This window comes from Mycobacterium sp. NGS29, from assembly GCF_059812965.1.
The window spans coordinates 1-20,026 of the sequence record NZ_JCALDR010000029.1 but is presented as its reverse complement, the minus strand read 5'-3'; the positions used below and the strand labels follow the sequence as shown (position 1 = coordinate 20,026).

Genomic DNA, 20,026 nt, shown 5'->3' with positions numbered 1-20,026 from the left:
CGGGTTCACAGGAACACCGCCAGGTTCTGCATCCGCAGCACCGACTCGTCGGCAACGATCGTGCGACGGGCCAGTTTCCAGTCGCCGTCGCACCCGCGCAGCACATCCTGACGTGCGCAGGACAACAAGGCGCTCTCGTTGACGTCGCCGCGGCTGCGAAACAGCAGTTCGGCCGATTCGACGAGCAGTTCGGTCGGGTCGTCGGAGGCGAACGTGCGCACGTTGGTGATGAAGTGCCGCAACCGCGACGGCGGATCCTCAGCCCACACATGCTCGGTACCCATCCGGGCCACCCGCTGGCTCAGTGAGTACCGGTCCTCGTCGAAGTGGTCCATCCCCGGCTTCGGGAAGGCGGGAGTGTCGAACCCGGCGCCGCGGGCAGTGGTGACGCGCACCGGCATCACGTAACGGATGTCGTCGGTCATCGTGTCCAGCCACGCCTCATACTGCTGGCGATCGAGCAGATACGCTTCGTCGACCAGGAACTGGTGTGCCTGCAGATGGCGGATATCGTTGAACGGCAACGGTTTCATGAGAGATAATCCGCCCATAATTTGAGTAACTCGCGCTGGTTGTATTCGTTGTAACCGACCTGGGCGCGCCCCGGACCGTGGAAGGCCTCCGGCGCCAAGGTGTCGATCACCGGGGTGTCGTCTTCAAGCAGTCCCATCCGGCTGTTCAGCAACAGGCGCCGGGCCATCGCCCCACCGGCGGTGGTGGTCAGCGAGACCCAGTTCTCCACATCGTCCTGCTCGAACATGCCGGTCGATCCGAAGCACATCAGATACGCTTTGTACGAATCCATTTTGAACTGCTCGGGTGCCGCCGCGTCCACCGCGAACCACGAGCACACCTCGGTTTCGTTCTCGCTGATCGGTTGCCACTGCCGGATCGAGATGAACGGCAGCACTTGTTCGCTGCCGGGCAATTTGGGCCAGTTGTGCACGAAGCTGAGATTGGGGAAACAGGTGGCGGCCGAGAACATGAAGCCGTCTTCGGCGAGGACCTGCTGCTGTCGCGGCGACCAGACCTCCTTGATGCGGCCGATCATGTCGTCGGGGTAGCCCACGTAGCGCATCCGGGCGTCGAAGTCGCCCGGCGGCAGTTTGTAGGTGGTGCCGCCGCCGCGCTGCGCCCAGTAGGTGGCACCGTCCTTGCGTTTCTGCGCCTTCGGTTCGCGGAACAGGCCGATCTCGACGATCGAGGCGTGCGTGTGCGGGGTGTGGTACATGTCGCCGGAGAAGTTCTCGGCGCCGATCTTCCAGTTCGCCTTGATCCGCCAGCGTTGCGGACCGCGGAGTTCCACGCCCAGCTCGCTCTGCCTGGTGTAGAAGTCCAGATAGAAAGCGAAGTCGCCGAGGTACTCCCGCAGCGGCGGCGCGTGCGGGTCCAGGCTGAGGAAGATCAGGCCGTTGTAGCTCGCCAGATTCGGTGCGGGCAGCAGGGTTTGGTCTTTGGCGAAGCCCCGGTCGCCGCCGTAGGCCTCGCGGTGAAACGGCAGGCCGGTGAGCCGGCCGTCGTTGCGGTAGGTCCAACCGTGGTAGGGGCAGCGAAAATTGGACGCGTTGCCCAACTCCGCGCGGCACACCTGCATGCCGCGGTGCAGGCACATATTGAACAACGCCCGCACCTGCCCGTGTGAATCGCGGCTGATGATGAAGGAATCGTCGAGCACCCGGCGCACCACGTAGTCGCCGTCCTGCGGAATCTCCGACTCGTGCGCCACAAACATCCAGGTCCGGCTGAACAGCCGCTCTTTTTCCCGGGTGAACAGGTCCTTGTCGTTGTAGATATGCGCCGGAATCATGCCGCGGCGCACATTCTCGAACAGGTCACTGTCAACGGTCACGGCACACCACGATCATCGATGTCTGGTCAGCAGAGGAATTTTCTGTTCACCAGAATGCGATATCGGCCGGGCCGCGTCAATTACCAGCCGGCCGGGCCGGGTGGCGGTAGCCTCAGGCGTCGTGGAGGCCGCATCGCAGCGCGTCGCATCACAACGCGACATCACGGCGGAGATCGCTGTGCTCGCCGCGGACCGCACCGGCCCGGAACCCCAGCCGCGGCTGGACTACCCGCCCTACCGCAGCAGCGTGCTGCGTCACCCGAAGCACCCGGCGCTAGCCGTCGACCCGGACGAGATCGAACGCTGGTCGCCGTGTTTCGGCCACCAGGACGTCGGCCCGCTTGATGCGGACCTGACCGTCGGTGCACCGATCGGGGAGCGCATCATCGTGACCGGCCGGGTGCTCGACTCCGCCGGCCGCCCGGTGGCGGGTCAGCTGGTCGAGATCTGGCAGGCCAACGCCGCCGGCCGCTACCGCCATCAGCACGACCGGCACCCGGCACCGCTGGACCCGAACTTCACCGGCGCCGGCCGGTGTCTCACCGGTTCCGACGGCTCCTACCGCTTCACCACGATCAAGCCCGGCCCGTACCCGTGGCGTAATCACCGCAACGCCTGGCGCCCCGCGCACATCCACTTCTCGGTCTTCGGGACCGCCTTCACCCAGCGTCTGGTCACCCAGATGTACTTTCCCGGGGACCCGCTGTTCGATCTGGACCCCATCTACCAGTCCGTCGTGGATCCCGTTGCGCGCCAACGTCTGGTCGCACGGTACGACCACGACCTCACCGAGCCGGAATATGCCACGGGCTACCGCTGGGACATTGTGCTGGGATGTGCTGATGGATGAATTGCCATGCACGCCAGGGCAAACCGTAGGACCGTTCTTCGGTATCGGGCTGCCGTTCCCGGGTGACAACGACCTGGCAGGAGACCGTGCGGACGCAATCACATTGCACGGCAATGTCTTCGACGGCGCGGGCGCGGCCGTGCCGGACGCGTTGATCGAGATCTGGCAGCCGGACGGCGCCGGCCAGATTGCGCGGGCCACCGGTTCGCTGCGACGCGACAGGGCGACATTCACCGGTTGGGGCCGAGCCGCCACCGACGTCGACGGTCACTACTCCTTCCGCACCGTGGTCCCAGGGCCGACCAGCCCGGCGCGGCCGGCCTTCTTCGCGGTCACCGTGTTCGCCCGGGGGCTGCTGCACCGATTGTGCACCCGTGCCTATGTGCCGGGTGCTGCGCTGGACATCGATCCTGCGCTGCCCGCACCGCGTCGGGCGACCCTGGCGTGCGTCGCCGAGAGCGACTCGCGACTGCGCTTCGACATCCATCTGCAGGGACCGCGCGAGACCGTGTTCCTGGCATTCAGGGAAGATCGGCGATGACCAATCTGCTCTGGCCCGGTGACGAGCGTGCCGGCGACTGCATGACCGACCAGGCGCTGCTCCGGTCGATGGTCGCCGTCGAATCGGCCTGGCTGAACGCGCTGGTCACCACCGGGGTGGCGCCGGTGCCGGGGACCGATCTGGCGCACCTGGTCGGCGCGCATGACTGCGAGCAACTCGCGGTGACCGCCGAGGACGGCGGCAACCCGGTATTCGGCCTGGTGGCCCTGCTGCGTCGACGGGCGGTGCCCGCGCTGAGTCCCTGGATCCATCGGGGACTGACCAGCCAGGACGTCCTGGACACGGCACTGATGCTGGCAGTGCGTGAGGTCGTCGGGCAGGTGAGTGCGCAGCTGGCCGAACAGATCGCCACGTTGTCGACTCTGGCCGCCACCCATCGCACCACCCCGATGGTGGCGCGCACCCTGACCCAGTACGCGGCGCCCACTACGTTCGGCGCCAAGGTCGCCGGCTGGCTCGACGGTGTGGTCGAGGCGTATGCCCGGCTCGGTGCGCTGTCGACCCCGGCGCAGTTCGGCGGCGCCGTCGGAACCCGCGCGGCCACCGTCGAGCTGGTGCTGTCCGAGTCAGCCGATCCCGCTGAGCTGGCCGAACACATAACTCGAACTGCGGCAACAACTTTGGGCCTGAGTTACCGCTCGCCCTGGCACACCACGCGGGCGCCGGTCACCGCAGTCGGGGACGCCCTGGTCGGCTGCACCGACTGCTGGGGGCGCATCGCCTCTGACGTCGTCACCCTGGTCCGGCCCGAGATCGCCGAACTGAGCGAACCCGGCGACGGACAGCGCGGCGGCTCCTCGGCGATGCCGCACAAGCGAAATCCGGTGTTGTCCATCCTGATTCGACGCGCCGCCCTGGCCGCGCCGCCGCTGGCCGCCACCCTGCACACCGCGGCGGCGCTGGCCAACGACGAACGCCCCGACGGTTCCTGGCACACCGAGTGGGACACGTTGCGCACGATGGCGCGGCGTACCGTCGTCGCCGGCTCGCAGTGCGCGGAACTGCTGACCGGGCTGCGAGTGCACACCGCCGCCATGGCCCGAAACCTGAGTGCGGCAGAGGTCCCCGGCGGACGGGGCGCAATCGACCGGCTGGTCGACCAGAGCATCGAGCGGGCGCGGCAGGCGCTGACCGATTAGGCGGCGCCGGGCTTGTGCGCGACGATGGCGACGGCCGCCAGCCGCTCGCGGTGCTTGCGAAAAGTGTTGCGCATCATCAGGACCCGTTTACGTGCCTCGGGTTGGGTCAGCACGTTCTTGGCGAACCGCAGCGCGCCCAGCAGGCCTTCGTCGGACACGATCCGGTGCGGCTGCAGCAGCGCCATCGGGGCGGTGGCGACGTTCTCCACAACCAGGCCGTGACCGGCCAGCAGTTCCGACCATTCGGCAATGGTCAGCGGACGGGCATTGACCTTGATCGACCGCGCCAGCGCCTGGCGCACCTCGGTGCTGATCTCCTCGGGGACGTCGTCGGGGGTCAGGGCGAGTTCATGGATCGCGTAGCGACCTCCGGGGCGCAGCACCCGCGCAGCCTCGGCCACGATCGCGTGCTTGGCCGAATCGCCCTGCATGGTCAGCATCGCCTCGCCGATGACGACGTCGGCGCTGGCGTCGGGCAGGCCGGTCTCGGCGGCGTCGGTCACCCGGACCTCACCGCGGCCGCCGAGAACGCTGCGCACGTGGCCGGCTGCGTCGGGGTCGCCCTCGGCGCCGACGTAGGACCGCGGGTTGCGGGCGATGATTTCGGCGGCGGTGCGGCCCAAACCGGGTGCCAACTCGACCACGTCGGCATCGGTGACCTTGGCGCGGGCCAATAATGTGCGGGTGAGTTCGACGCCGCCGGGGCGCAGCACCCGCTTGCCCAGCCGGGCCAGCAGCCAGTGTCCCTGTACGTGTGCGTCGTCGCGTGTCGACGACGGCAGCGCATCCTTCTCACCGGCCATGGCAGTCATCCATCCCTAGTTTTCACAAGCTGACTTGTGTAAACTCTACCTCATGACATACCGGATATACCAGTGAGTGGCCGCCCGAAGCCACCCGAAGATGCCGGCCGTCGCCGAGCGGTGTTGCGGGTGCTGCGAAGCTCACCCGAGCCGCTGAGCATCCTGGCCATCGCCGACACGATCGGGGTGCATCCCAACACGGTGCGCTTCCACCTCGACAGCCTGCTCGGTGACGGCCAGGTGGAACAGGTCGAACCCGCCCGCCGCGGGCCGGGCCGGCCGCCGTCGATGTTTCAGGCCGTGCGGCAGATGGACCGCGGCGGCACCCGTCACTACCAGTTACTCGCCGAGATCCTGATCAACGGGCTTGCCGCAGAAGAGAACTCCAGTGCCCGGGCGGTGGCCGCGGGCCGCTCCTGGGGGGAACGGCTGCCCGCGCCGGACGACATGGGCGTGGAGGAGTCGATCGAGCATCTGGTCGGGTTGCTCGACGAGTTGGGCTTCGCCCCCGACCGCCGCGAATCCGACGGCGAGCAACTGGTCGGGCTGCGGCACTGCCCGTTCCTGGAACTCGCCGAAGTCCGATCCAGCGTCGTGTGTCCCATCCACCTCGGTCTCATGCAGGGCGCACTGGAAAGCTGGTCGGCACCCATCACCGTCGACCGGCTCGAGGCCTTCGTCGAACCGGATCTGTGCCTGACTCATCTGACGGCAGGCACGGCGCGATGAGCACCGGCAACGCGATCGAGGTAGCCGTGACCTTCGTGTGGCTCGGCATGGTGCTGGCGATCTCGTTTCTGGAAGCTCCGCTGAAATTCCGGGCGCCCGGCGTGACGCTGCAGATCGGATTGGGCATCGGGCGCTTGGTATTTCGCGCGCTCAACACCATCGAGGTGGGTTTCGCGCTGGTGCTGCTCGCGTTGATGGTGGCCGGGCCCACCCCGCTGCGGATCATCGCCACGTATGCCGTCGCCGCCGTCGCACTGGCCGTACAGCTCATTGTGGTGCGACCGAGATTGACCAGTCGCTCGGACCAGGTGCTCGCCGGCTCGGACGGCCCACGCTCCCACGCCCACTACGGTTACGTCGGTTTGGAGGCGGTCAAGGTCATCGCCTTGTCGGTGGCGGGCATACTCCTGTTAGCCGCTTGAAAGGACTCAACTATGGAATCCCTCTCGCTTACCTCCCTGGCGTCCGAGAAGCTGGCGGAAGCCCGCACGTCGCACAGCGGCCGGGCCGCGCACACCATCCACGGCGGGCACACCCACGAGTTGCGTCAGACAGTGCTGGCACTGCTCGCCGACCACGACCTTTCCGAACACGACAGTCCCGGCGAGGCCACCCTGCAGGTGCTGCAGGGGCACGTGCAACTCACCGCCGGGGCGGACAGCTGGGACGGCCGGACCGGCGACTACATCGCCATCCCGCCGGTACGGCACGCCCTGCACGCGGTGGAGGATTCGGTGGTCATGCTGACCGTGCTGAAGTCCCAGCCCGGCGCCGCCCACTGACCGTGCTCGCCACGCCCTGGTCGCGGGACTTCGGCCTGCAGGTGCCGATCCTCAACGCGCCGATGGGCGGGGTCGCCGGCGGGCGGCTGGCGGCGGCAGTCACCGCGGCCGGTGGCCTGGGCATGGTGGGCATGGGCAGCACCGCCACCAGGGCGACGCTGGCTGCCGAGCTCGAGCACGTCAGCGGACGGTTCGGGATCGGACTGGTGGATTGGGTGATGCGTAGCCAGGACGGCCTGCTGCAGGACGCGCTGGCCGCCCGCCCGGCACTGCTGGCGGTCAGCTTCGGCACCGACTTCTCCTGGGTCGACGAAGCCCACAAGGTCGGAATTCCCACCGTCACGCAGGTTTACGATGCCGTCGGGGCCCGTCGGGCGGCCGATGCGGGCGTTGACATCCTGGTAGCCCGCGGCGCCGAAGGTGGCGGGCACGGCGAGGTGCGGCTGGGGACGCTGCCGTTGCTGGACGCGGTCCTGGACGCGGTGTCCGTGCCGGTGCTGGCCGGCGGCGGGGTCGCCTCGCCGCGCAGCCTGGCCGCGGTGCTGGCGGCCGGTGCCGGCGGTGCGTGGGTGGGCACCCGGCTGGCGGCGTGCCCGGAGGCGCTGACCGGCGCGGCAGGCCGGCAGGCCCTGATCGAGGCGGCCGAAACCGACACCCGGGTCACCCGGGTCTTCGACGTCGCCGCGGGACTGCCGTGGCCCGAGCGGTTCCCCGCCCGGGTATTGCACAACGAGTTCGTCGCCCGCTGGACGGGCCGCGAACAGGAGTTGGCGCGGCAGCAACCGGGTCGCGCGACGGTCAGTGCCTCTCCGGATGCCGGGCAGGGTGTCGGGATGATCCGCGACGACGCCCCGGTCGGGGCGGTCATCGCAGCGATGTGCGCTGGGGCGCAGCGTTTGCTCGCCGGCTGGAGCTAGCGGTGTGACCGGCGCCGCATTCCCGGCGTGAAGTGAGCAGTATCGAACCGCCGAAGAGCCGGTCAAACCCGTTGGCGGTGTTAGCGTTTTGAGCATGGCAGTACCCGTCAAAGAGGACGACGCGCGGCGGCGCCGCCTGTTGCGCCGAGCCGTCGGAGAGACGGTCCGGCCGTTCGCGCGCACCGGCCGGTATTTCGCCCGGTCCTGGCGCGACTACCGCAACGCCGACGACCACGATGCCGGACTGCCGATCGCCCGGCCCACGGCCGCCCTGGCCGCGCAGGCGTTCCGCGACGAGGTGGTGCTGGCGGGCCTGAAGGTGCGCCGCCCGGTGAGTCGGCCGGCCGCCTTTCAGCGGATCAACGACGAAGTGGTCGAGGCGCTGGAGTTCTACGGTGACCAGGGCTGGCTGGCGGAGCCCAGCGGCTTTTTCGCCCCGCCGCCGCCGCTTTCCGAAGTGCAGATCCGGGATGTCCGCAGGCGCAAACGGTCCTACCAGGAGTTGTCCTTCGACAGCGGATACGTCCCGCACCCCGGCGAGCCCGGCCGCGAACGATGGCTGGGATACACCGCGCTGCGGCGCGAGTACGCGGTGCTGCTGCGTCACCCGGAACCGCGGCCCTGGCTGATATGTGTGCACGGCACCGAAATGGGCAGATCGGCAATAGATCTGCGAACATTCCGGGCCTGGAAGTTACACGAAGAGCTCGGCCTGAACGTGGTGCTGCCCGTCCTGCCCATGCACGGTCGGCGCGCGCGCGGGTTGCCCAAGGGTGCGGTGTTTCCCGGCGAGGACGTCATGGACGACGTGCACGCCACCGCGCAAGCGGTCTGGGACATCCGGCGGTTGCTGTCCTGGGTGCGCGCGCAGGAGCCCGAGTCGCTGATCGGGCTCAACGGCATGTCGCTCGGCGGCTACATCACGGCCCTGGTGGCCAGCCTGGAGAGTGATCTGACCTGCGCCATTCTGGGGGTACCGGTGGCCAACTTGGTCGAATTGCTGAGCCGGCACTCGGGTCTGCGCCGGGGCGATCCGCGTCGCGACACCATGCAACTGGCCGAGCCCATCGGGGAGATGGTGTCGCCGCTGTCATTCACACCGCAGGTGCCGATGCGCGGCCGCTTCGTCTACGCCGGCATCGCCGACCAGGTGGTGCATCCCCGCGGCCAGGTGATCCGGCTGTGGGAGCACTGGGGAAAACCGGAGATCGTGTGGTACCGCGGCGGCCACGCCGGATTCATCCGGTCGCGTCCGGTGCAGCGGTTCATCCAGGACGCGGTGCGGCAGTCGGGGCTGTTGGACGGCGCTGCGCTCACACCGCGCGCAGGTACCGCTTAGCGATCACCTTCTGCGCCACCGCGGTGACGGGCCGGCCGAGTGTGCTCCACCAGGTGCCGGGCCGGGAGAACGCCGAGACTTCGGCGAACACCGCCGAACTGTCCGGGTCGTAGCGCACCACGAAACGTTCCTCGCCGGACTCCGGGTGGCCCGGCAGGGTGCCGTAGGCGAAACCGCGCACGTCGGGCTCGTCGACCACGTAGACCACCCGGCACGGGGCGCGCAGCACACCCAGCATGGTGACCACCACGACCGACGACTCCGCGACGGTGTCCGAACTGGCCTGCACCTTCAGGCCGGCTCCGCGTTGCATTCCCCAGTGCATGACCGCGTCGGCGGCCTGCTCGAAACGATCCCGGCCCGTCCCGATCTGCGCGGACACCACAAGATGGCCGTATCCGGTGGGCAGCGCAGAAGTGGCCGTGGCGCCCACGTCGGGATAGGTGAGCGGCTGGTCGGCGAGCGCATCCAAGTCCACCCGGCCAGCTTGCCATGCGTACCGTCGGAAAGATGAGCGCAGCGGCTTCCGGATCATTCACCCTCGGTGACGACCTGACCATCAACCGGCTCGGGTTCGGCGCCATGCGCCTGACCGGCCAGGGCGTGTGGGGGCCGCCCACCGATCGCGACGAATGTGTGCTGGTGTTGCGGCGCGCGGCCGAACTGGGGGTGAACTTCATCGACACCGCGGACTCCTACGGCCCGTATGTGTCCGAGGAGATCATCCGTGAGGCGCTGCATCCGTACGACGGGTTGGTGATCGCGACCAAAGCCGGGCTGCTGCGCACCGGCCCGGACGTGTGGATCCCGTTGGGCAATCCCAGCTACCTGCGCCAGGAATGCGAGATGAGTTTGCGGCGGCTCGGTGTCGAGACCATCGACCTGTTCCAGCTGCATCGCATCGACCCGGACTTCCCGTTGGCCGACCAGCTGGGGGAGCTGGTGGCGTTGCAGGGTGAAGGCAAGATCCGCCACATCGGGCTGTCCGAGATCGACGTCGAGCAACTCGACGCCGCCCGCCAGATCGCGCCGATCGTGTCGGTGCAAAACATGTACAACGTGACCAACCGCAAGGCGGAGGCGCTGCTGGACGCCGTCACCGAGCAGAACATCGGGTTCATCCCGTGGTTTCCGCTGGCCGGCGGACCGCTGGCAGCGCCCGGCGGCCCGCTGCAACAGATCGCCAAGGCGCACGACGCCTCGTCGTCGCAGGTGGCGCTGGCGTGGCTGCTGAAGCGTTCGCCGGTGGTGTTGCCGATTCCCGGGACGTCGAAGGTGGCGCATGTGGAGGAGAACGTCGCCGCCGCTGACATCGCGCTGACCGATGAGGAATTCGAGACGCTGTCGGCGGCCGGCGCAACCCGGTAACCGGTACTTCCCGCTGTTCTTTCAATTGCTCTCCGGGAGAGGGCATTTCATTTGATGAATTCCGCCGAAACGCGCGACAACGCCGATGCGAGACCGCAGAATGCAGAGGTTTGACCCACGCGCGTGCGGAAAGGGAAACATGTCCTACGTCTCTGTCACACCACAGCTGTTGACCAGCGCGGTCGCCGATTTAGGTGGTATCCGCTCGGTGGTTCAGGCGGCCGGCCAGGCCGCTGCCTTGCCTACGACGCAGGTCTTGGCCGCCGCGGCAGACGACGTATCGGCGGCCGTCGCCGAATTGTTCGGCGAGTACGGGCGGGCGTACCAGGCGCTCAGTGTGCAGGCGGAACTGTTCCATCAGCGGTTTGCGCAGACGCTGGATGCCGCCGCCGGTTCGTATGCCGCCGCCGAGGCGGCCGCCGCGTCGCCACTGCAGCAGGCGCTTGACGTCGTCAACGCCCCCACGCAGGCGTTGCTGGGCCGCCCTCTGATCGGCGACGGTGCACCTGGCGCGGCCGGGCAGGACGGTGGCGCCGGCGGACTGCTCTACGGCAACGGCGGACGTGGCGGGGACGGCCTGGCCGGGCAGGTCGGCGGCAACGGTGGAGCGGCCGGATTGATCGGTGCCGGAGGCGCCGGCGGCAAAGGCGGCTCCGGCGCTGCGGGCGGCAACGGCGGCAGCGGCGGATGGCTGTTCGGCAACGGCGGCCAAGGCGGCCAGGGCGGTACCGCGGTCGCCGGCATCAACGGCGGCCGGGCGGGACTGGGCGGCAGCGGGGGCAGCGCGTTGCTGTTCGGCGACGGTGGCGCCGGGGGACAGGGCGGTACCGGCATGACCGGAGCCAACGGGGTGAACCCGACCATCACCGGGATCGGGGCTGAAGGAATCCCCGGAATGACGGACCAGATATCCGGCCCCGGCAACGCGACCGGGGGCAACGGCGGTTCCGGCGGCGACGTGGGCTTGGGCTCCACCGGCGGCAAGGGGGGGTACGGGGGCTTCGGGAGCGTCCAACTGGGAGCCCCCGGCAACGCCCAGGGCGGAAACGCCGGTACCGGTGGCGCGGGCGGAAACGGCGGTGACGGGGGACTCGGCGGCAGCGCCTTTGCCGGGAACGGGTCAGCTACCGGAGGTGCCGGCGGTAACGGAAATACCGGCAGCGCCGCAGGCGGAACCGGCGGCCAGGGTGGGTCGGGCGGGGCAGGCACCAGTGACACCAATGGTCACGCCGTCGGCGGTACGGGTGGCAACGGTGGTGGCGGCGGTCAAGGTGCCGCGGGTGGTTCCGGCGGACTCGGCGGCGCAGGCGGCAGCGGCGGCAACGGCGGCCTGCTGATGGGTAACGGGGGCGCCGGTGGCGTCGGCGGTGTCGGCGGCGCTGGCGGAATCGGTGCGACCGGTGGCCACGCCGGCGATGCGGGACGAGGTGGCAACGTGTCAACCGCGTCTGGATACATCGGGAGCGCGGGTTCCGGCGGAACCGGCGGTGACGGCGGTGTCGGGGGCACCGGCGGAAATGGGGGCGCTGGCGGAGACGGCGGAAGCGGTGGCCGCGGCGGGTGGTTGATCGGCGATGGCGGTGCCGGCGGCGTCGCCGGCACCGGTGGCGAGGGAGGTCGCGGCGGCGTGGGCGGTGGTGGCGGTGCCGGCGGTAACGGTGGTCTCGGAATTTCGCCGGGGGCCTACGGCGGGTCCGCAGGTGATGGCGGCAACGGCGGCGACGGCGGTACCGGTGGTAATGGCGGGGGCAGTGGCACAGGCGGGGTGGGCGGTGCCGGTGGCGCGCTGTTCGGCCAGGCCGGGACCAACGCCACCGCGGGGGTCGGCGGTGCGGGTGGTGCCGGAGGCACCGGAGGCGACTACGGGCCGGCCGGTAAGGCCGGTACCGGACCGGCCGGCGACGGCGGCACCGGCACCGATGGAAACGTCGGCCAGACGGGCGGATCAGGACAGCCCGGATAGCCCTAGGGCGCACCGAATACGGTGTGCTGATGGCAGCTGCAGATCAGCCCCACCCCGGCGGGGGATTCAACCCACCCGAACCGACCGAGAAGGGTGGGCCGGACTACGGCCGGTTCGTCGCCGCGGTCCGTAGGCTGCAGGACCACGCCCGCGCCGTCGACGCGCCCGACGACGTCATCACCCAGGCGGCCGACCGGCTGGAGGAACTGTCGGCGATGTTGGCGCCGTATGACGCCGACGAATGGCAGTCGCCGTCGGGTCGCCGGATGGATCTGCCGGAACGCGGGAACGTGCTGTCCATCCCGATGCGGCCGCGCAAGACCGATGACGGTCGCATCGAAGGCACCGCGCGGTTCGCCCGATTTCACCTCGGACGCAACGGTGCGGTGCACGGCGGCGCGCTCGGCATGCTGTTCGACAGTGTGCTCGGCTTGACGGCCGCGTGGCTGACCGGCAGCCGTCGCCAGCGCACCGCGTATTTGAAGATCAACTACCGCAACATCGTGCCGATCGAAAAAGAGTTGCAGTTCGACTCCGGAATCGACAGCGTGGACGGGCGCAAGATCTTCGTCTCCGGCCGGCTGCGCGACGGCGACACCCTGCTCACTGAAGCTGATGCGCTGTTCGTGCGGCTCAAGCCTGGACAACCCTGAGGTGACGCCCCGATAGCATGGTCGGCGATCCCAACGACTAAGCATTGGAGACGAATCCGATGAGCGCCCCCATCCGGGTCCCTGCCGGGACCACCGCGGCTGCCGCGGTGGGTGAGGCCGGTCTGCCGCGGCGTGGCACGCCCGACTCGGTGGTGGTGGTGCGCGACGCCGAGGGCACGCTGCGCGACCTGAGCTGGGTGCCCGACTCCGACGCCGAGGTGACCCCCGTGGCTGCCGACACCGAGGACGGCCGCAGCGTGATCCGGCACTCCGCCGCTCACGTGCTGGCCCAGGCTGTGCAGGACCTCTTTCCGCACGCCAAGCTGGGCATCGGCCCGCCCATCACCGACGGCTTTTACTACGACTTCGCCGTCGAGGAGCCGTTCACCCCCGAGGATCTGGAAAAGCTGGAAAAGCGGATGCGTCAGATCGTCAAGGAAGGTCAGCTGTTCGACCGCCGGGTGTATGCATCCAAGGACGCGGCGCGCGAGGAACTGGCCGGCGAACCGTTCAAGCTCGAACTCGTCGACGACAAATCCGGGGACCCCGAGATCATGGAGATCGGCGGCGATGAGCTCACCGCCTACGACAACCTCAATCCCCGGACCAGGCAACGCGTCTGGGGCGATCTGTGCCGCGGACCGCACATCCCCACCACCAAGCACATCCCGGCGTTCAAGCTCACCCGCAGTTCCGCGGCCTACTGGCGCGGTGACCAGCGCAACGCCAGCCTGCAGCGCATCTACGGCACCGCGTGGGAGTCGCAGGCGGCGCTGGACCGTCACCTCGAGCTGATCGCCGAAGCGCAGCGCCGCGACCACCGCAAGCTGGGCGTGGAGCTGGATCTGTTCAGCTTCCCCGACGAAATCGGTTCCGGGCTGGCGGTTTTCCACCCCAAGGGCGGCATCGTGCGCCGCGAGCTGGAGGAGTACTCGCGGCAGAAGCACGAGCAGGCGGGGTATGAGTTCGTCAACACCCCGCACATCACCAAGGAACAGCTCTACATCACCTCGGGGCACCTGGAGTGGTACGCGGAGGGCATGTACCCGCCGATGCACATCGACGCCGAGTTCAACGAGGACGGCACGGTGCGCAAGCCGGGCCAGAACTATTACCTCAAGCCGATGAACTGCCCGATGCACCACCTGATCTACCGGTCCCGCGGGCGGTCCTACCGTGAACTTCCGCTGCGGCTCTTCGAATTCGGCAGTGTCTACCGGCTGGAGAAGTCGGGGGTGATCCACGGACTGACCCGGGTGCGCGGGATGACGCAGGACGACGCGCACATCTACTGCACGCGTGAGCAGATGCGCGACGAGCTGACCTCGGTGCTGCGGTTCGTTCTCGACCTGCTGGCCGACTACGGGCTGACCGACTACTACCTGGAGCTGTCCACCAAAGACCCGGACAAGTACGTCGGCTCTGACGAGGTGTGGGAGGAAGCGACCCAGGTGTTGCGGGAGGTCGGGGAGGCCTCCGGGCTGGAGCTGGTGCCCGACCCGGGCGGTGCGGCGTTCTACGGGCCGAAGATCTCGGTGCAGGTCAAGGATGCGCTGGGGCGCAGCTGGCAGATGTCGACGCTGCAGGTCGACTTCAACATGCCGGACCGGTTCGAGCTGGAATACACCGCGTCGGATGGCACCCGGCAGCGTCCGGTGCTGATCCACCGTGCCCTGTTCGGTTCCATCGAACGGTTCTTCGGCATCCTCACCGAGCACTATGCGGGTGCTTTCCCGGCGTGGCTGGCGCCCATCCAGGCGGTCGGGATCCCGGTCGCCGACGAACACGTCGACTATCTGAAAGACGTTGCAGCGCAACTCAAGTCGCACGGTGTGCGGGTGGAGGTGGACGGCAGCGACGACCGGATGGCCAAGAAGATCGTGCACCACACCAACCAGAAGGTGCCGTTCATGCTGCTGGCCGGTGATCGGGACGTGCAGGCCGGGGCGGTCAGTTTCCGGTTCGGGGACCGCACCCAGATCAACGGCGTGCCCCGCGACGCGGCGGTGGCGGCCATCGCGGACTGGATCGCCAAACGCGAAAACGCCAGTCCGACAGCGGAACTGATGAAAGTTGCGGACGGTGACTGAGCCGGACGACACTATCCTGGACCGCGGCGTCGGGCGCCGCGACCACCTGCAACGGTTGTGGACTCCCTACCGGATGACCTACCTGGCCGAGGCTCCGATCAAGCGGGAAGATGCCAGCCCTGCCGAACCTTTTACCGACATCCCGCGCATGGCCGACGAAGACGGTCTGGTGGTGGCGCGCGGTGAACTCGTCTACGCCGTGCTCAACCTGTATCCCTACAACCCCGGGCACCTGATGGTGGTGCCCTACCGGCGGGTGTCGGAGCTGGAGGAGCTGACCGAGTCGGAGAGTGCTGAGGTGATGGCCTTCACCCAGAAGGCGATCCGCGTCATCAAGAATGTGTCGCGCCCGCACGGTTTCAATGTCGGCATCAACCTGGGCACCTCGGCGGGCGGCTCGCTGGCCGAACACCTGCACGTGCACGTGGTGCCCCGGTGGGGCGGCGATGCGAACTTCATCACGATCATCGGCGGCTCCAAGGTGATACCGCAGTTGCTGCGCGAAACCCGGCAACTGCTGGCCGACGAGTGGGCCCGGCAGTCGTGAGGCCGCGATGAGCAAGCTGCCGTTTCTGACCCGGGCGTTCTTCGCCAAAGCTACCGACCCAGTGGCCAGGACCGCACTGAAGGTGGGCCTGACACCTGACATCGTCACCGTCATCGGCACCGCCGGCTCGATGGCCGGCGCGCTGGTGCTGTTCCCGATGGGCAAGCTGTTCGCCGGCGGGTGTGTGGTCTGGTTCTTCACGCTGTTCGACATGGCCGACGGGGCGATGGCCCGCGAACGCGGCTTCGGCACCAGCTTCGGCGCGGTGCTGGACGCCACCTGCGACCGCCTGTGCGACGGCGCAGTGTTCTGCGGGCTGCTCTGGTGGATCGCGTTTCACCTGCACGACAAGCCGTTGACCGCGGCGACGCTCATCTGCTTGGTCACCTCCCAGGTGATCTCCTACATCAAGGCGCGGGCCGAGGCCAGCGGGTTGCGCGGTGACGGCGGCTTCATCGAACGACCGGAGCGCCTGATCATTGTGCTGGTGGGCGCCGGGGTCGCCGATTTCCCGTTCGTTGCCTGGCCGCCGGCGCTCCCGGTGGCGATGTGGCTGCTGGCGGTGTTAAGTGTGATCACCTGTGCGCAGCGGTTGTACGCGGTGCGGACCTCGCCCGGGGCCATCGACCGCATTGCACTATCGGGAAAGAGTGAGCAGTGATACCGCCTTCGGGAAGCCTGAGTCTGCTCGGCCGTCGTCGTCCCCGCGAACTCGTGACCGGTGCCGCGACCGATTGGACGTATGCTGCCGGCTGGATGGCCGTGCGGGCCATGCCGGAGTTCGCTGCGCGCAACGTCTTCAGCGCCGGGGCCCGGTACGCGGCCCGGCGCGGCGGCCCGGAGCAGCTGCGCAAGAATCTAGCTCGGGTTATCGGGGTCGCGCCCAAGAATGTGCCCGACTCGTTGATGCGTGCCTCGCTGGCTTCTTACGCCCGTTACTGGCGGGAGGCGTTCCGACTGCCGACCATGGACCATGTCGAGCTGACCCGTCAGCTCGACGCCGGAACCCACGGACAGGACAACCTGGACGGGGCGCTGGCGCAGGGGCGGGGCGTGATCTGTGCGCTGCCGCACAGCGGCAACTGGGACATGAACGGGCTGTGGCTGGCGCAGACGCATGGCACCTTCGCCACCGTCGCCGAGCGGCTCAAGCCCGAGTCGCTGTACCGGCGCTTCATCGAATACCGCGAGGGATTGGGCTTCGAGGTGATACCGCTGTCCGGCGGCGAACGACCGCCCTTCGAGGTGTTGTGCGACCGCCTGCGGGACAACCGGGTGGTGTGCCTGATGGCGGAGCGCGACCTGACCCGCACCGGCGTGGAAGTCGAGTTTTTCGGCGAACTCACCCGGATGCCGGCCGGTCCGGCCAAACTCGCCATAGCAACGGGCGCGGCACTGCTGCCGTCGCACTGTTGGTTCGAGGGAGACGGCTGGGCCTGCAAGATGGATCCGCCGCTGGACTGCAGCAGCGGCGACGTGCAGGCGATCACCCAGGCGCTGGCTCACGAGTTCGAGCAGAACATCGCCGCCACCCCCGAGGATTGGCACATGATGCAGCCGCAGTGGCTGGCTGATCTGTCCGACGACCGGCGGGCCTGGCTGAAGGGCCGGTGATGCGGATCGGCATGGTCTGCCCCTACTCGTTCGATGTGCCGGGCGGGGTGCAGTCGCATGTGCTGCAGCTGGCTGATGTGATGCGCGCGCGAGGGCACGAGGTCAGCGTGCTGGCACCGGTCTCGCCGGAGACCGCCCTGCCCGACTACGTCGTCTCCGCCGGGCGCGCGGTGCCGATTCCCTACAACGGGTCGGTGGCCCGGTTGCGGTTCGGACCCGCCACTCACCGCAAGGTCAAGAAGTGGCTCGCCGACGGGGAATTCGACGTGCTGCACCTGCATGAGCCGAGCGCCCCGAGCCTGTCTCTGCTGGCGCTCAATATCGCTGAGGGTCCGATAGTCGCGACGTTTCACACCTCGACCACCAAGTCGGTGGCCATGTCGGTGCTGGGCGGCATGTTGCGGCCGCGGTTCGAGAAGATCGTCGGCCGGATCGCGGTGTCCGATCTGGCGCGCCGCTGGCAGATGGAGTCGGTGGGCTCCGATGCAGTGGAGATCCCCAACGGTGTCGACGTCGACTTCTTTGCCTCGGCACCGCTGTTGGACGGCTACCCGCGGCCCGGCAAGACGGTGCTGTTCCTGGGGCGCTACGACGAACCCCGTAAAGGTATGGCCACGTTAATGGCCGCCATGCCGGCTGTGGTGCAGCGTTTTCCCGACGTACAGTTGCTGATCGTCGGCCGCGGCGATGAGGACGAATTGCTCAGCGAGGCAAGCGGATTGGCCGCGAATATGCGCTTCCTGGGGCAGGTCGACGATGCGGGGAAGGCCTCGGCGATGCGCAGCGCCGATGTCTACTGTGCGCCCAACACCGGTGGGGAGAGCTTCGGCATCGTCCTGGTGGAGGCGATGGCCGCCGGCACCGCGGTGGTGGCCAGCGACCTCGACGCGTTCCGGCGGGTGCTGTGCGACGGCGCAGTGGGGCGGTTGGTGCCGGTGGACGACAGCGCCGCGCTGGCCGAGGGGCTGATAGCGGTGCTGGACGATGACGAACTGCGCAACCGGTATGTGACGGCCGGTGCCGACGCCGTCCGCCGCTACGACTGGTCGGTGGTCGCCAGCCAGATCATGCGCGTGTACGAGACTGTTGCCGGGTCGGGGGTCAAGGTGCAGGTGGCCAGCTGATGGTGTGGCTGATCGCCGCGCTTGTCGGGCTTTTCCTGGTAGTGGTGGCGTTCGGCGCGTGGGGGTATCAGCGCGCGAACCGGCTGAACCGGCTGCACGTGCGGTACGACCTGTCCTGGCAGGCGCTGGACGGCGCGTTGGCGCGGCGCGCCGTGGTGGCGCGGGCGATCGCGATCGACGCCTACGGCGGGGCGCCCGAGGGCAAGCGGCTGGCCGCCTTGGCCGATGCCGCGGAGCGGGCCCCGCGCAGCGCGCGCGAGACCGCGGAGAACGAGCTGTCCGCCGCTTTGGCGATGGTCGACCCGGCGTCGGTACCCGCGGGTCTGCTGGCCGAGTTGGCCGACGCCGAGGCCCGGGTGCTGCTGGCCCGACGGTTCCACAACGACGCGGTCCGCGACACCCTGGTGCTGGCCGAGCGGCGCATGGTGCGGTTGTTCAGATTGGGTGGAAGGGCGCCGCTGCCAACGTATTTCGAGATTGCCGAGCGGCCGCACGCGCAGACGCACGCCCATCATGAGCTCAACCATCGCACCTCGGCGCGGGTGGTGTTGCTCGACGAGACCGGTGCGGTGCTGCTGTTGTGCGGTTCGGATCCCGCTGTCACCGACGGCACCGCGCCCCGGTGGTGGTTCACCGTCGGCGGTGAGGTGCAGCCGGGGGAGCGGTTGGCCGAGACGGCCGCCCGTGAACTGGCCGAGGAAACCGGTCTGCAGGTCTCGCCGGCCGAATTGTTCGGGCCTATCTGGCGCCGCGACGAGGTGTTCGAGTTCAACGGTTCGATGATCGACAGCGAAGAGTTCTACCTCGTGCACCGCACCGAGCGGTTCGAGCCGACTCTGGAGGGGCGCACCGAGCTGGAACGTCGCTACATCCACGGGTTTCGCTGGTGTGGGGTGGCCGATATCGCGGCGTTCGAGGCCGCCGGCGAGGTGGTGTACCCGCGGCAATTGGGGGAGTTGCTGCCGGTGGCCAATGAGTTCGCCGACCTGCGGGATCGGCGCGATGCCGTTGTCCCGCTTTCGATCCGCTGATGTCCCATCCGCTGCGGTTGCGTATCGGTGAGTACTACGACTCAGGCAACAAGCGATGGCCGGGCACTGAGTTGATCTTGACCACTGAGGGGTGCCTGCTCTACGTCGAATATCTCTCATATGCAGCGGAACCAACGCTCGACGAAATCGCCCCATCCGCAGCACCATTCACGTTGAGACCCGACGTGATTCCCTCGGCGAACGAACAGATCAAGGTGTTCGACGATGATGTTGAACTCGCGTGGGTCGACGCGGAACACAACGGAATTCTGTGTTATCGCTTCGGCGACACGCCGTGGCGGTCGATCGCGCACAATCCGCACCGGGACACCCCGGCCGGGTCCTCCCCGGGGTTTACCCATCGCCGAACCGGCCCGGCACATCTCTTTCGCCGTCGGACTGGGTGCGCCGATCCAGTGCGTGCGGTTAATTGACTGGCCTTATTCGTTGGTCGCTGCGGTACGCGCAACCGTTGGCCGGCTGGTCGCTCGACCATTTGACGCACAGGTCGCGGTTGACGAAGCCAATTTTCTCTGCGTATTCGAGCGCAGCGAGGGACTTGCGCAACGGGCCCAAGCGAAGGTGCTGATTCGAGGGCGCGAGGCACCTGCTTAGACCGACAACCCTTCAGAAGGGTGGTGGGTCGTCGTCGGGGTGGGGTGGTGG

The 20,026-nt window shown here is 68.3% G+C and carries 21 protein-coding genes and 2 pseudogenes; 19 read left to right on the top strand and 4 right to left on the bottom strand.

Annotation, left to right across the window (positions count from 1 at the left end):
- Positions 1-5 precede the first annotated feature (5 nt).
- Together AC5Y5Z_RS24385 and AC5Y5Z_RS24380 are read right to left on the bottom strand one after the other, a co-directional pair.
- Positions 6-533 (bottom strand): 3-phenylpropionate/cinnamic acid dioxygenase subunit beta, encoded by a 528-nt coding sequence (locus AC5Y5Z_RS24385; RefSeq protein ID WP_463826851.1) that lies wholly within the window; start codon positions 531-533, stop codon positions 6-8.
- Positions 530-1,807, bottom strand: coding sequence for an aromatic ring-hydroxylating dioxygenase subunit alpha (locus AC5Y5Z_RS24380; protein WP_499928047.1), 1,278 nt, complete (start codon positions 1,805-1,807; stop codon positions 530-532). Before AC5Y5Z_RS24380 ends, AC5Y5Z_RS24385 begins: the two co-directional genes overlap by 4 nt.
- A gap of 163 nt (positions 1,808-1,970) precedes the next feature.
- Here AC5Y5Z_RS24380 and pcaH point away from each other — a divergent pair, with 163 nt between their 5' ends.
- Genes pcaH through AC5Y5Z_RS24365 form a run of 3 tightly spaced genes read left to right on the top strand, consistent with a single transcriptional unit; the run spans position 1,971 to position 4,400 of the window.
- Complete coding sequence (gene pcaH / locus AC5Y5Z_RS24375; RefSeq protein ID WP_499928035.1) at positions 1,971-2,699, top strand: protocatechuate 3,4-dioxygenase subunit beta; 729 nt, start codon at positions 1,971-1,973, stop codon at positions 2,697-2,699.
- The gene (gene pcaG / locus AC5Y5Z_RS24370; RefSeq protein WP_499928034.1) at positions 2,692-3,240 is read left to right on the top strand and encodes a protocatechuate 3,4-dioxygenase subunit alpha; all 549 of its coding nucleotides are present in this window, start codon (positions 2,692-2,694) and stop codon (positions 3,238-3,240) included. Before pcaH ends, pcaG begins: the two co-directional genes overlap by 8 nt.
- Positions 3,237-4,400, top strand: a complete 1,164-nt coding sequence (locus tag AC5Y5Z_RS24365) for a lyase family protein (protein WP_499928033.1) — start codon at positions 3,237-3,239, stop codon at positions 4,398-4,400. The genes pcaG and AC5Y5Z_RS24365 overlap by 4 nt, the downstream gene beginning before the upstream one ends.
- Here the strand turns inward: AC5Y5Z_RS24365 and AC5Y5Z_RS24360 are convergent.
- A complete protein-coding gene (locus AC5Y5Z_RS24360) occupies positions 4,397-5,212 on the bottom strand; it encodes a class I SAM-dependent methyltransferase (RefSeq protein WP_499928032.1) in 816 nt (271 codons plus the stop codon). The two genes, AC5Y5Z_RS24365 and AC5Y5Z_RS24360, sit on opposite strands and share 4 nt — an antisense overlap.
- Before the next feature lie 63 nt (positions 5,213-5,275).
- Here AC5Y5Z_RS24360 and AC5Y5Z_RS24355 point away from each other — a divergent pair, with 63 nt between their 5' ends.
- The 5 genes from AC5Y5Z_RS24355 (at position 5,276) to AC5Y5Z_RS24335 (ending at position 8,970) form a co-directional block, all read left to right on the top strand.
- Entirely contained in the window at positions 5,276-5,932 is a 657-nt protein-coding gene (locus AC5Y5Z_RS24355) for a helix-turn-helix transcriptional regulator (RefSeq protein WP_473140011.1), read from the top strand.
- Entirely contained in the window at positions 5,929-6,354 is a 426-nt protein-coding gene (locus AC5Y5Z_RS24350; RefSeq protein WP_463826845.1) for a hypothetical protein, read from the top strand. The genes AC5Y5Z_RS24355 and AC5Y5Z_RS24350 overlap by 4 nt, the downstream gene beginning before the upstream one ends.
- Before the next feature lie 12 nt (positions 6,355-6,366).
- Positions 6,367-6,714, top strand: coding sequence for a cupin domain-containing protein (locus AC5Y5Z_RS24345; protein ID WP_473140010.1), 348 nt, complete (start codon positions 6,367-6,369; stop codon positions 6,712-6,714).
- A 2-nt stretch (positions 6,715-6,716) separates the two neighbouring features.
- Positions 6,717-7,631 carry an NAD(P)H-dependent flavin oxidoreductase gene (locus AC5Y5Z_RS24340; RefSeq protein WP_499928029.1) on the top strand — a complete coding sequence of 305 codons (915 nt, stop codon included), beginning with the start codon at positions 6,717-6,719 and terminating at the stop codon, positions 7,629-7,631.
- A gap of 94 nt (positions 7,632-7,725) precedes the next feature.
- The gene (locus AC5Y5Z_RS24335; protein ID WP_499928028.1) at positions 7,726-8,970 is read left to right on the top strand and encodes an alpha/beta hydrolase family protein; all 1,245 of its coding nucleotides are present in this window, start codon (positions 7,726-7,728) and stop codon (positions 8,968-8,970) included.
- Here AC5Y5Z_RS24335 and AC5Y5Z_RS24330 read toward each other — a convergent pair.
- Entirely contained in the window at positions 8,945-9,448 is a 504-nt protein-coding gene (locus AC5Y5Z_RS24330) for a DUF1990 domain-containing protein (protein ID WP_499928026.1), read from the bottom strand. The genes AC5Y5Z_RS24335 and AC5Y5Z_RS24330 overlap by 26 nt on opposite strands.
- 32 nt (positions 9,449-9,480) lie before the next feature.
- Between AC5Y5Z_RS24330 and AC5Y5Z_RS24325 the strand changes: the two genes are divergently transcribed.
- The 11 genes and pseudogenes from AC5Y5Z_RS24325 (at position 9,481) to AC5Y5Z_RS24275 (ending at position 19,794) form a co-directional block, all read left to right on the top strand.
- On the top strand, positions 9,481-10,338 hold the full coding sequence (locus AC5Y5Z_RS24325; protein WP_499928024.1) for an aldo/keto reductase: 858 nt from the start codon (positions 9,481-9,483) through the stop codon (positions 10,336-10,338).
- A gap of 85 nt (positions 10,339-10,423) precedes the next feature.
- Positions 10,424-10,972, top strand: a pseudogene (locus tag AC5Y5Z_RS24320) (PE family protein); the annotation flags it as partial.
- Positions 10,973-11,584: 612 nt separating this feature from the next.
- Positions 11,585-11,752, top strand: a pseudogene (locus tag AC5Y5Z_RS24315) (hypothetical protein); the annotation flags it as partial.
- A 578-nt stretch (positions 11,753-12,330) separates the two neighbouring features.
- Positions 12,331-12,954, top strand: a complete 624-nt coding sequence (locus AC5Y5Z_RS24310) for a PaaI family thioesterase (protein ID WP_473140006.1) — start codon at positions 12,331-12,333, stop codon at positions 12,952-12,954.
- 59 nt (positions 12,955-13,013) lie between these two features.
- A complete protein-coding gene (thrS, locus tag AC5Y5Z_RS24305; RefSeq protein ID WP_499928022.1) occupies positions 13,014-15,044 on the top strand; it encodes a threonine--tRNA ligase in 2,031 nt (676 codons plus the stop codon).
- A complete protein-coding gene (locus AC5Y5Z_RS24300) occupies positions 15,037-15,591 on the top strand; it encodes an ATP adenylyltransferase (protein ID WP_463826836.1) in 555 nt (184 codons plus the stop codon). The genes thrS and AC5Y5Z_RS24300 overlap by 8 nt, the downstream gene beginning before the upstream one ends.
- Positions 15,592-15,598: 7 nt before the next feature.
- Positions 15,599-16,252, top strand: a complete 654-nt coding sequence (gene pgsA, locus AC5Y5Z_RS24295) for a phosphatidylinositol phosphate synthase (RefSeq protein WP_499928020.1) — start codon at positions 15,599-15,601, stop codon at positions 16,250-16,252.
- Between the two features lie 17 nt (positions 16,253-16,269).
- Positions 16,270-17,205, top strand: coding sequence for a phosphatidylinositol mannoside acyltransferase (locus tag AC5Y5Z_RS24290; RefSeq protein ID WP_463827158.1), 936 nt, complete (start codon positions 16,270-16,272; stop codon positions 17,203-17,205).
- Positions 17,205-18,329: a glycosyltransferase family 4 protein gene (locus tag AC5Y5Z_RS24285; protein ID WP_463826834.1), complete on the top strand. Its 1,125-nt coding sequence runs from the start codon at positions 17,205-17,207 to the stop codon at positions 18,327-18,329. The genes AC5Y5Z_RS24290 and AC5Y5Z_RS24285 overlap by 1 nt, the downstream gene beginning before the upstream one ends.
- Positions 18,329-19,360: an NUDIX hydrolase gene (locus AC5Y5Z_RS24280; protein ID WP_499928017.1), complete on the top strand. Its 1,032-nt coding sequence runs from the start codon at positions 18,329-18,331 to the stop codon at positions 19,358-19,360. The genes AC5Y5Z_RS24285 and AC5Y5Z_RS24280 overlap by 1 nt, the downstream gene beginning before the upstream one ends.
- Positions 19,360-19,794: a hypothetical protein gene (locus tag AC5Y5Z_RS24275; protein WP_499928015.1), complete on the top strand. Its 435-nt coding sequence runs from the start codon at positions 19,360-19,362 to the stop codon at positions 19,792-19,794. The genes AC5Y5Z_RS24280 and AC5Y5Z_RS24275 overlap by 1 nt, the downstream gene beginning before the upstream one ends.
- Positions 19,795-20,026: the final 232 nt, after the last annotated feature.

Coding starts and splice junctions, on each gene's coding strand:
- AC5Y5Z_RS24385 (WP_463826851.1), bottom strand. CDS start 533: ATGAAACCGTTGCCGTTCAACGATATCCGCCATCTGCAGGCACACCAG.
- AC5Y5Z_RS24380 (WP_499928047.1), bottom strand. CDS start 1,807: ATGATTCCGGCGCATATCTACAACGACAAGGACCTGTTCACCCGGGAA.
- pcaG (WP_499928034.1), top strand. CDS start 2,692: ATGGATGAATTGCCATGCACGCCAGGGCAAACCGTAGGACCGTTCTTC.
- AC5Y5Z_RS24365 (WP_499928033.1), top strand. CDS start 3,237: ATGACCAATCTGCTCTGGCCCGGTGACGAGCGTGCCGGCGACTGCATG.
- AC5Y5Z_RS24360 (WP_499928032.1), bottom strand. CDS start 5,212: ATGACTGCCATGGCCGGTGAGAAGGATGCGCTGCCGTCGTCGACACGC.
- AC5Y5Z_RS24350 (WP_463826845.1), top strand. CDS start 5,929: ATGAGCACCGGCAACGCGATCGAGGTAGCCGTGACCTTCGTGTGGCTC.
- AC5Y5Z_RS24345 (WP_473140010.1), top strand. CDS start 6,367: ATGGAATCCCTCTCGCTTACCTCCCTGGCGTCCGAGAAGCTGGCGGAA.
- AC5Y5Z_RS24335 (WP_499928028.1), top strand. CDS start 7,726: ATGGCAGTACCCGTCAAAGAGGACGACGCGCGGCGGCGCCGCCTGTTG.
- AC5Y5Z_RS24325 (WP_499928024.1), top strand. CDS start 9,481: ATGAGCGCAGCGGCTTCCGGATCATTCACCCTCGGTGACGACCTGACC.
- AC5Y5Z_RS24310 (WP_473140006.1), top strand. CDS start 12,331: ATGGCAGCTGCAGATCAGCCCCACCCCGGCGGGGGATTCAACCCACCC.
- thrS (WP_499928022.1), top strand. CDS start 13,014: ATGAGCGCCCCCATCCGGGTCCCTGCCGGGACCACCGCGGCTGCCGCG.
- pgsA (WP_499928020.1), top strand. CDS start 15,599: ATGAGCAAGCTGCCGTTTCTGACCCGGGCGTTCTTCGCCAAAGCTACC.
- AC5Y5Z_RS24285 (WP_463826834.1), top strand. CDS start 17,205: ATGCGGATCGGCATGGTCTGCCCCTACTCGTTCGATGTGCCGGGCGGG.
- AC5Y5Z_RS24280 (WP_499928017.1), top strand. CDS start 18,329: ATGGTGTGGCTGATCGCCGCGCTTGTCGGGCTTTTCCTGGTAGTGGTG.
- AC5Y5Z_RS24275 (WP_499928015.1), top strand. CDS start 19,360: ATGTCCCATCCGCTGCGGTTGCGTATCGGTGAGTACTACGACTCAGGC.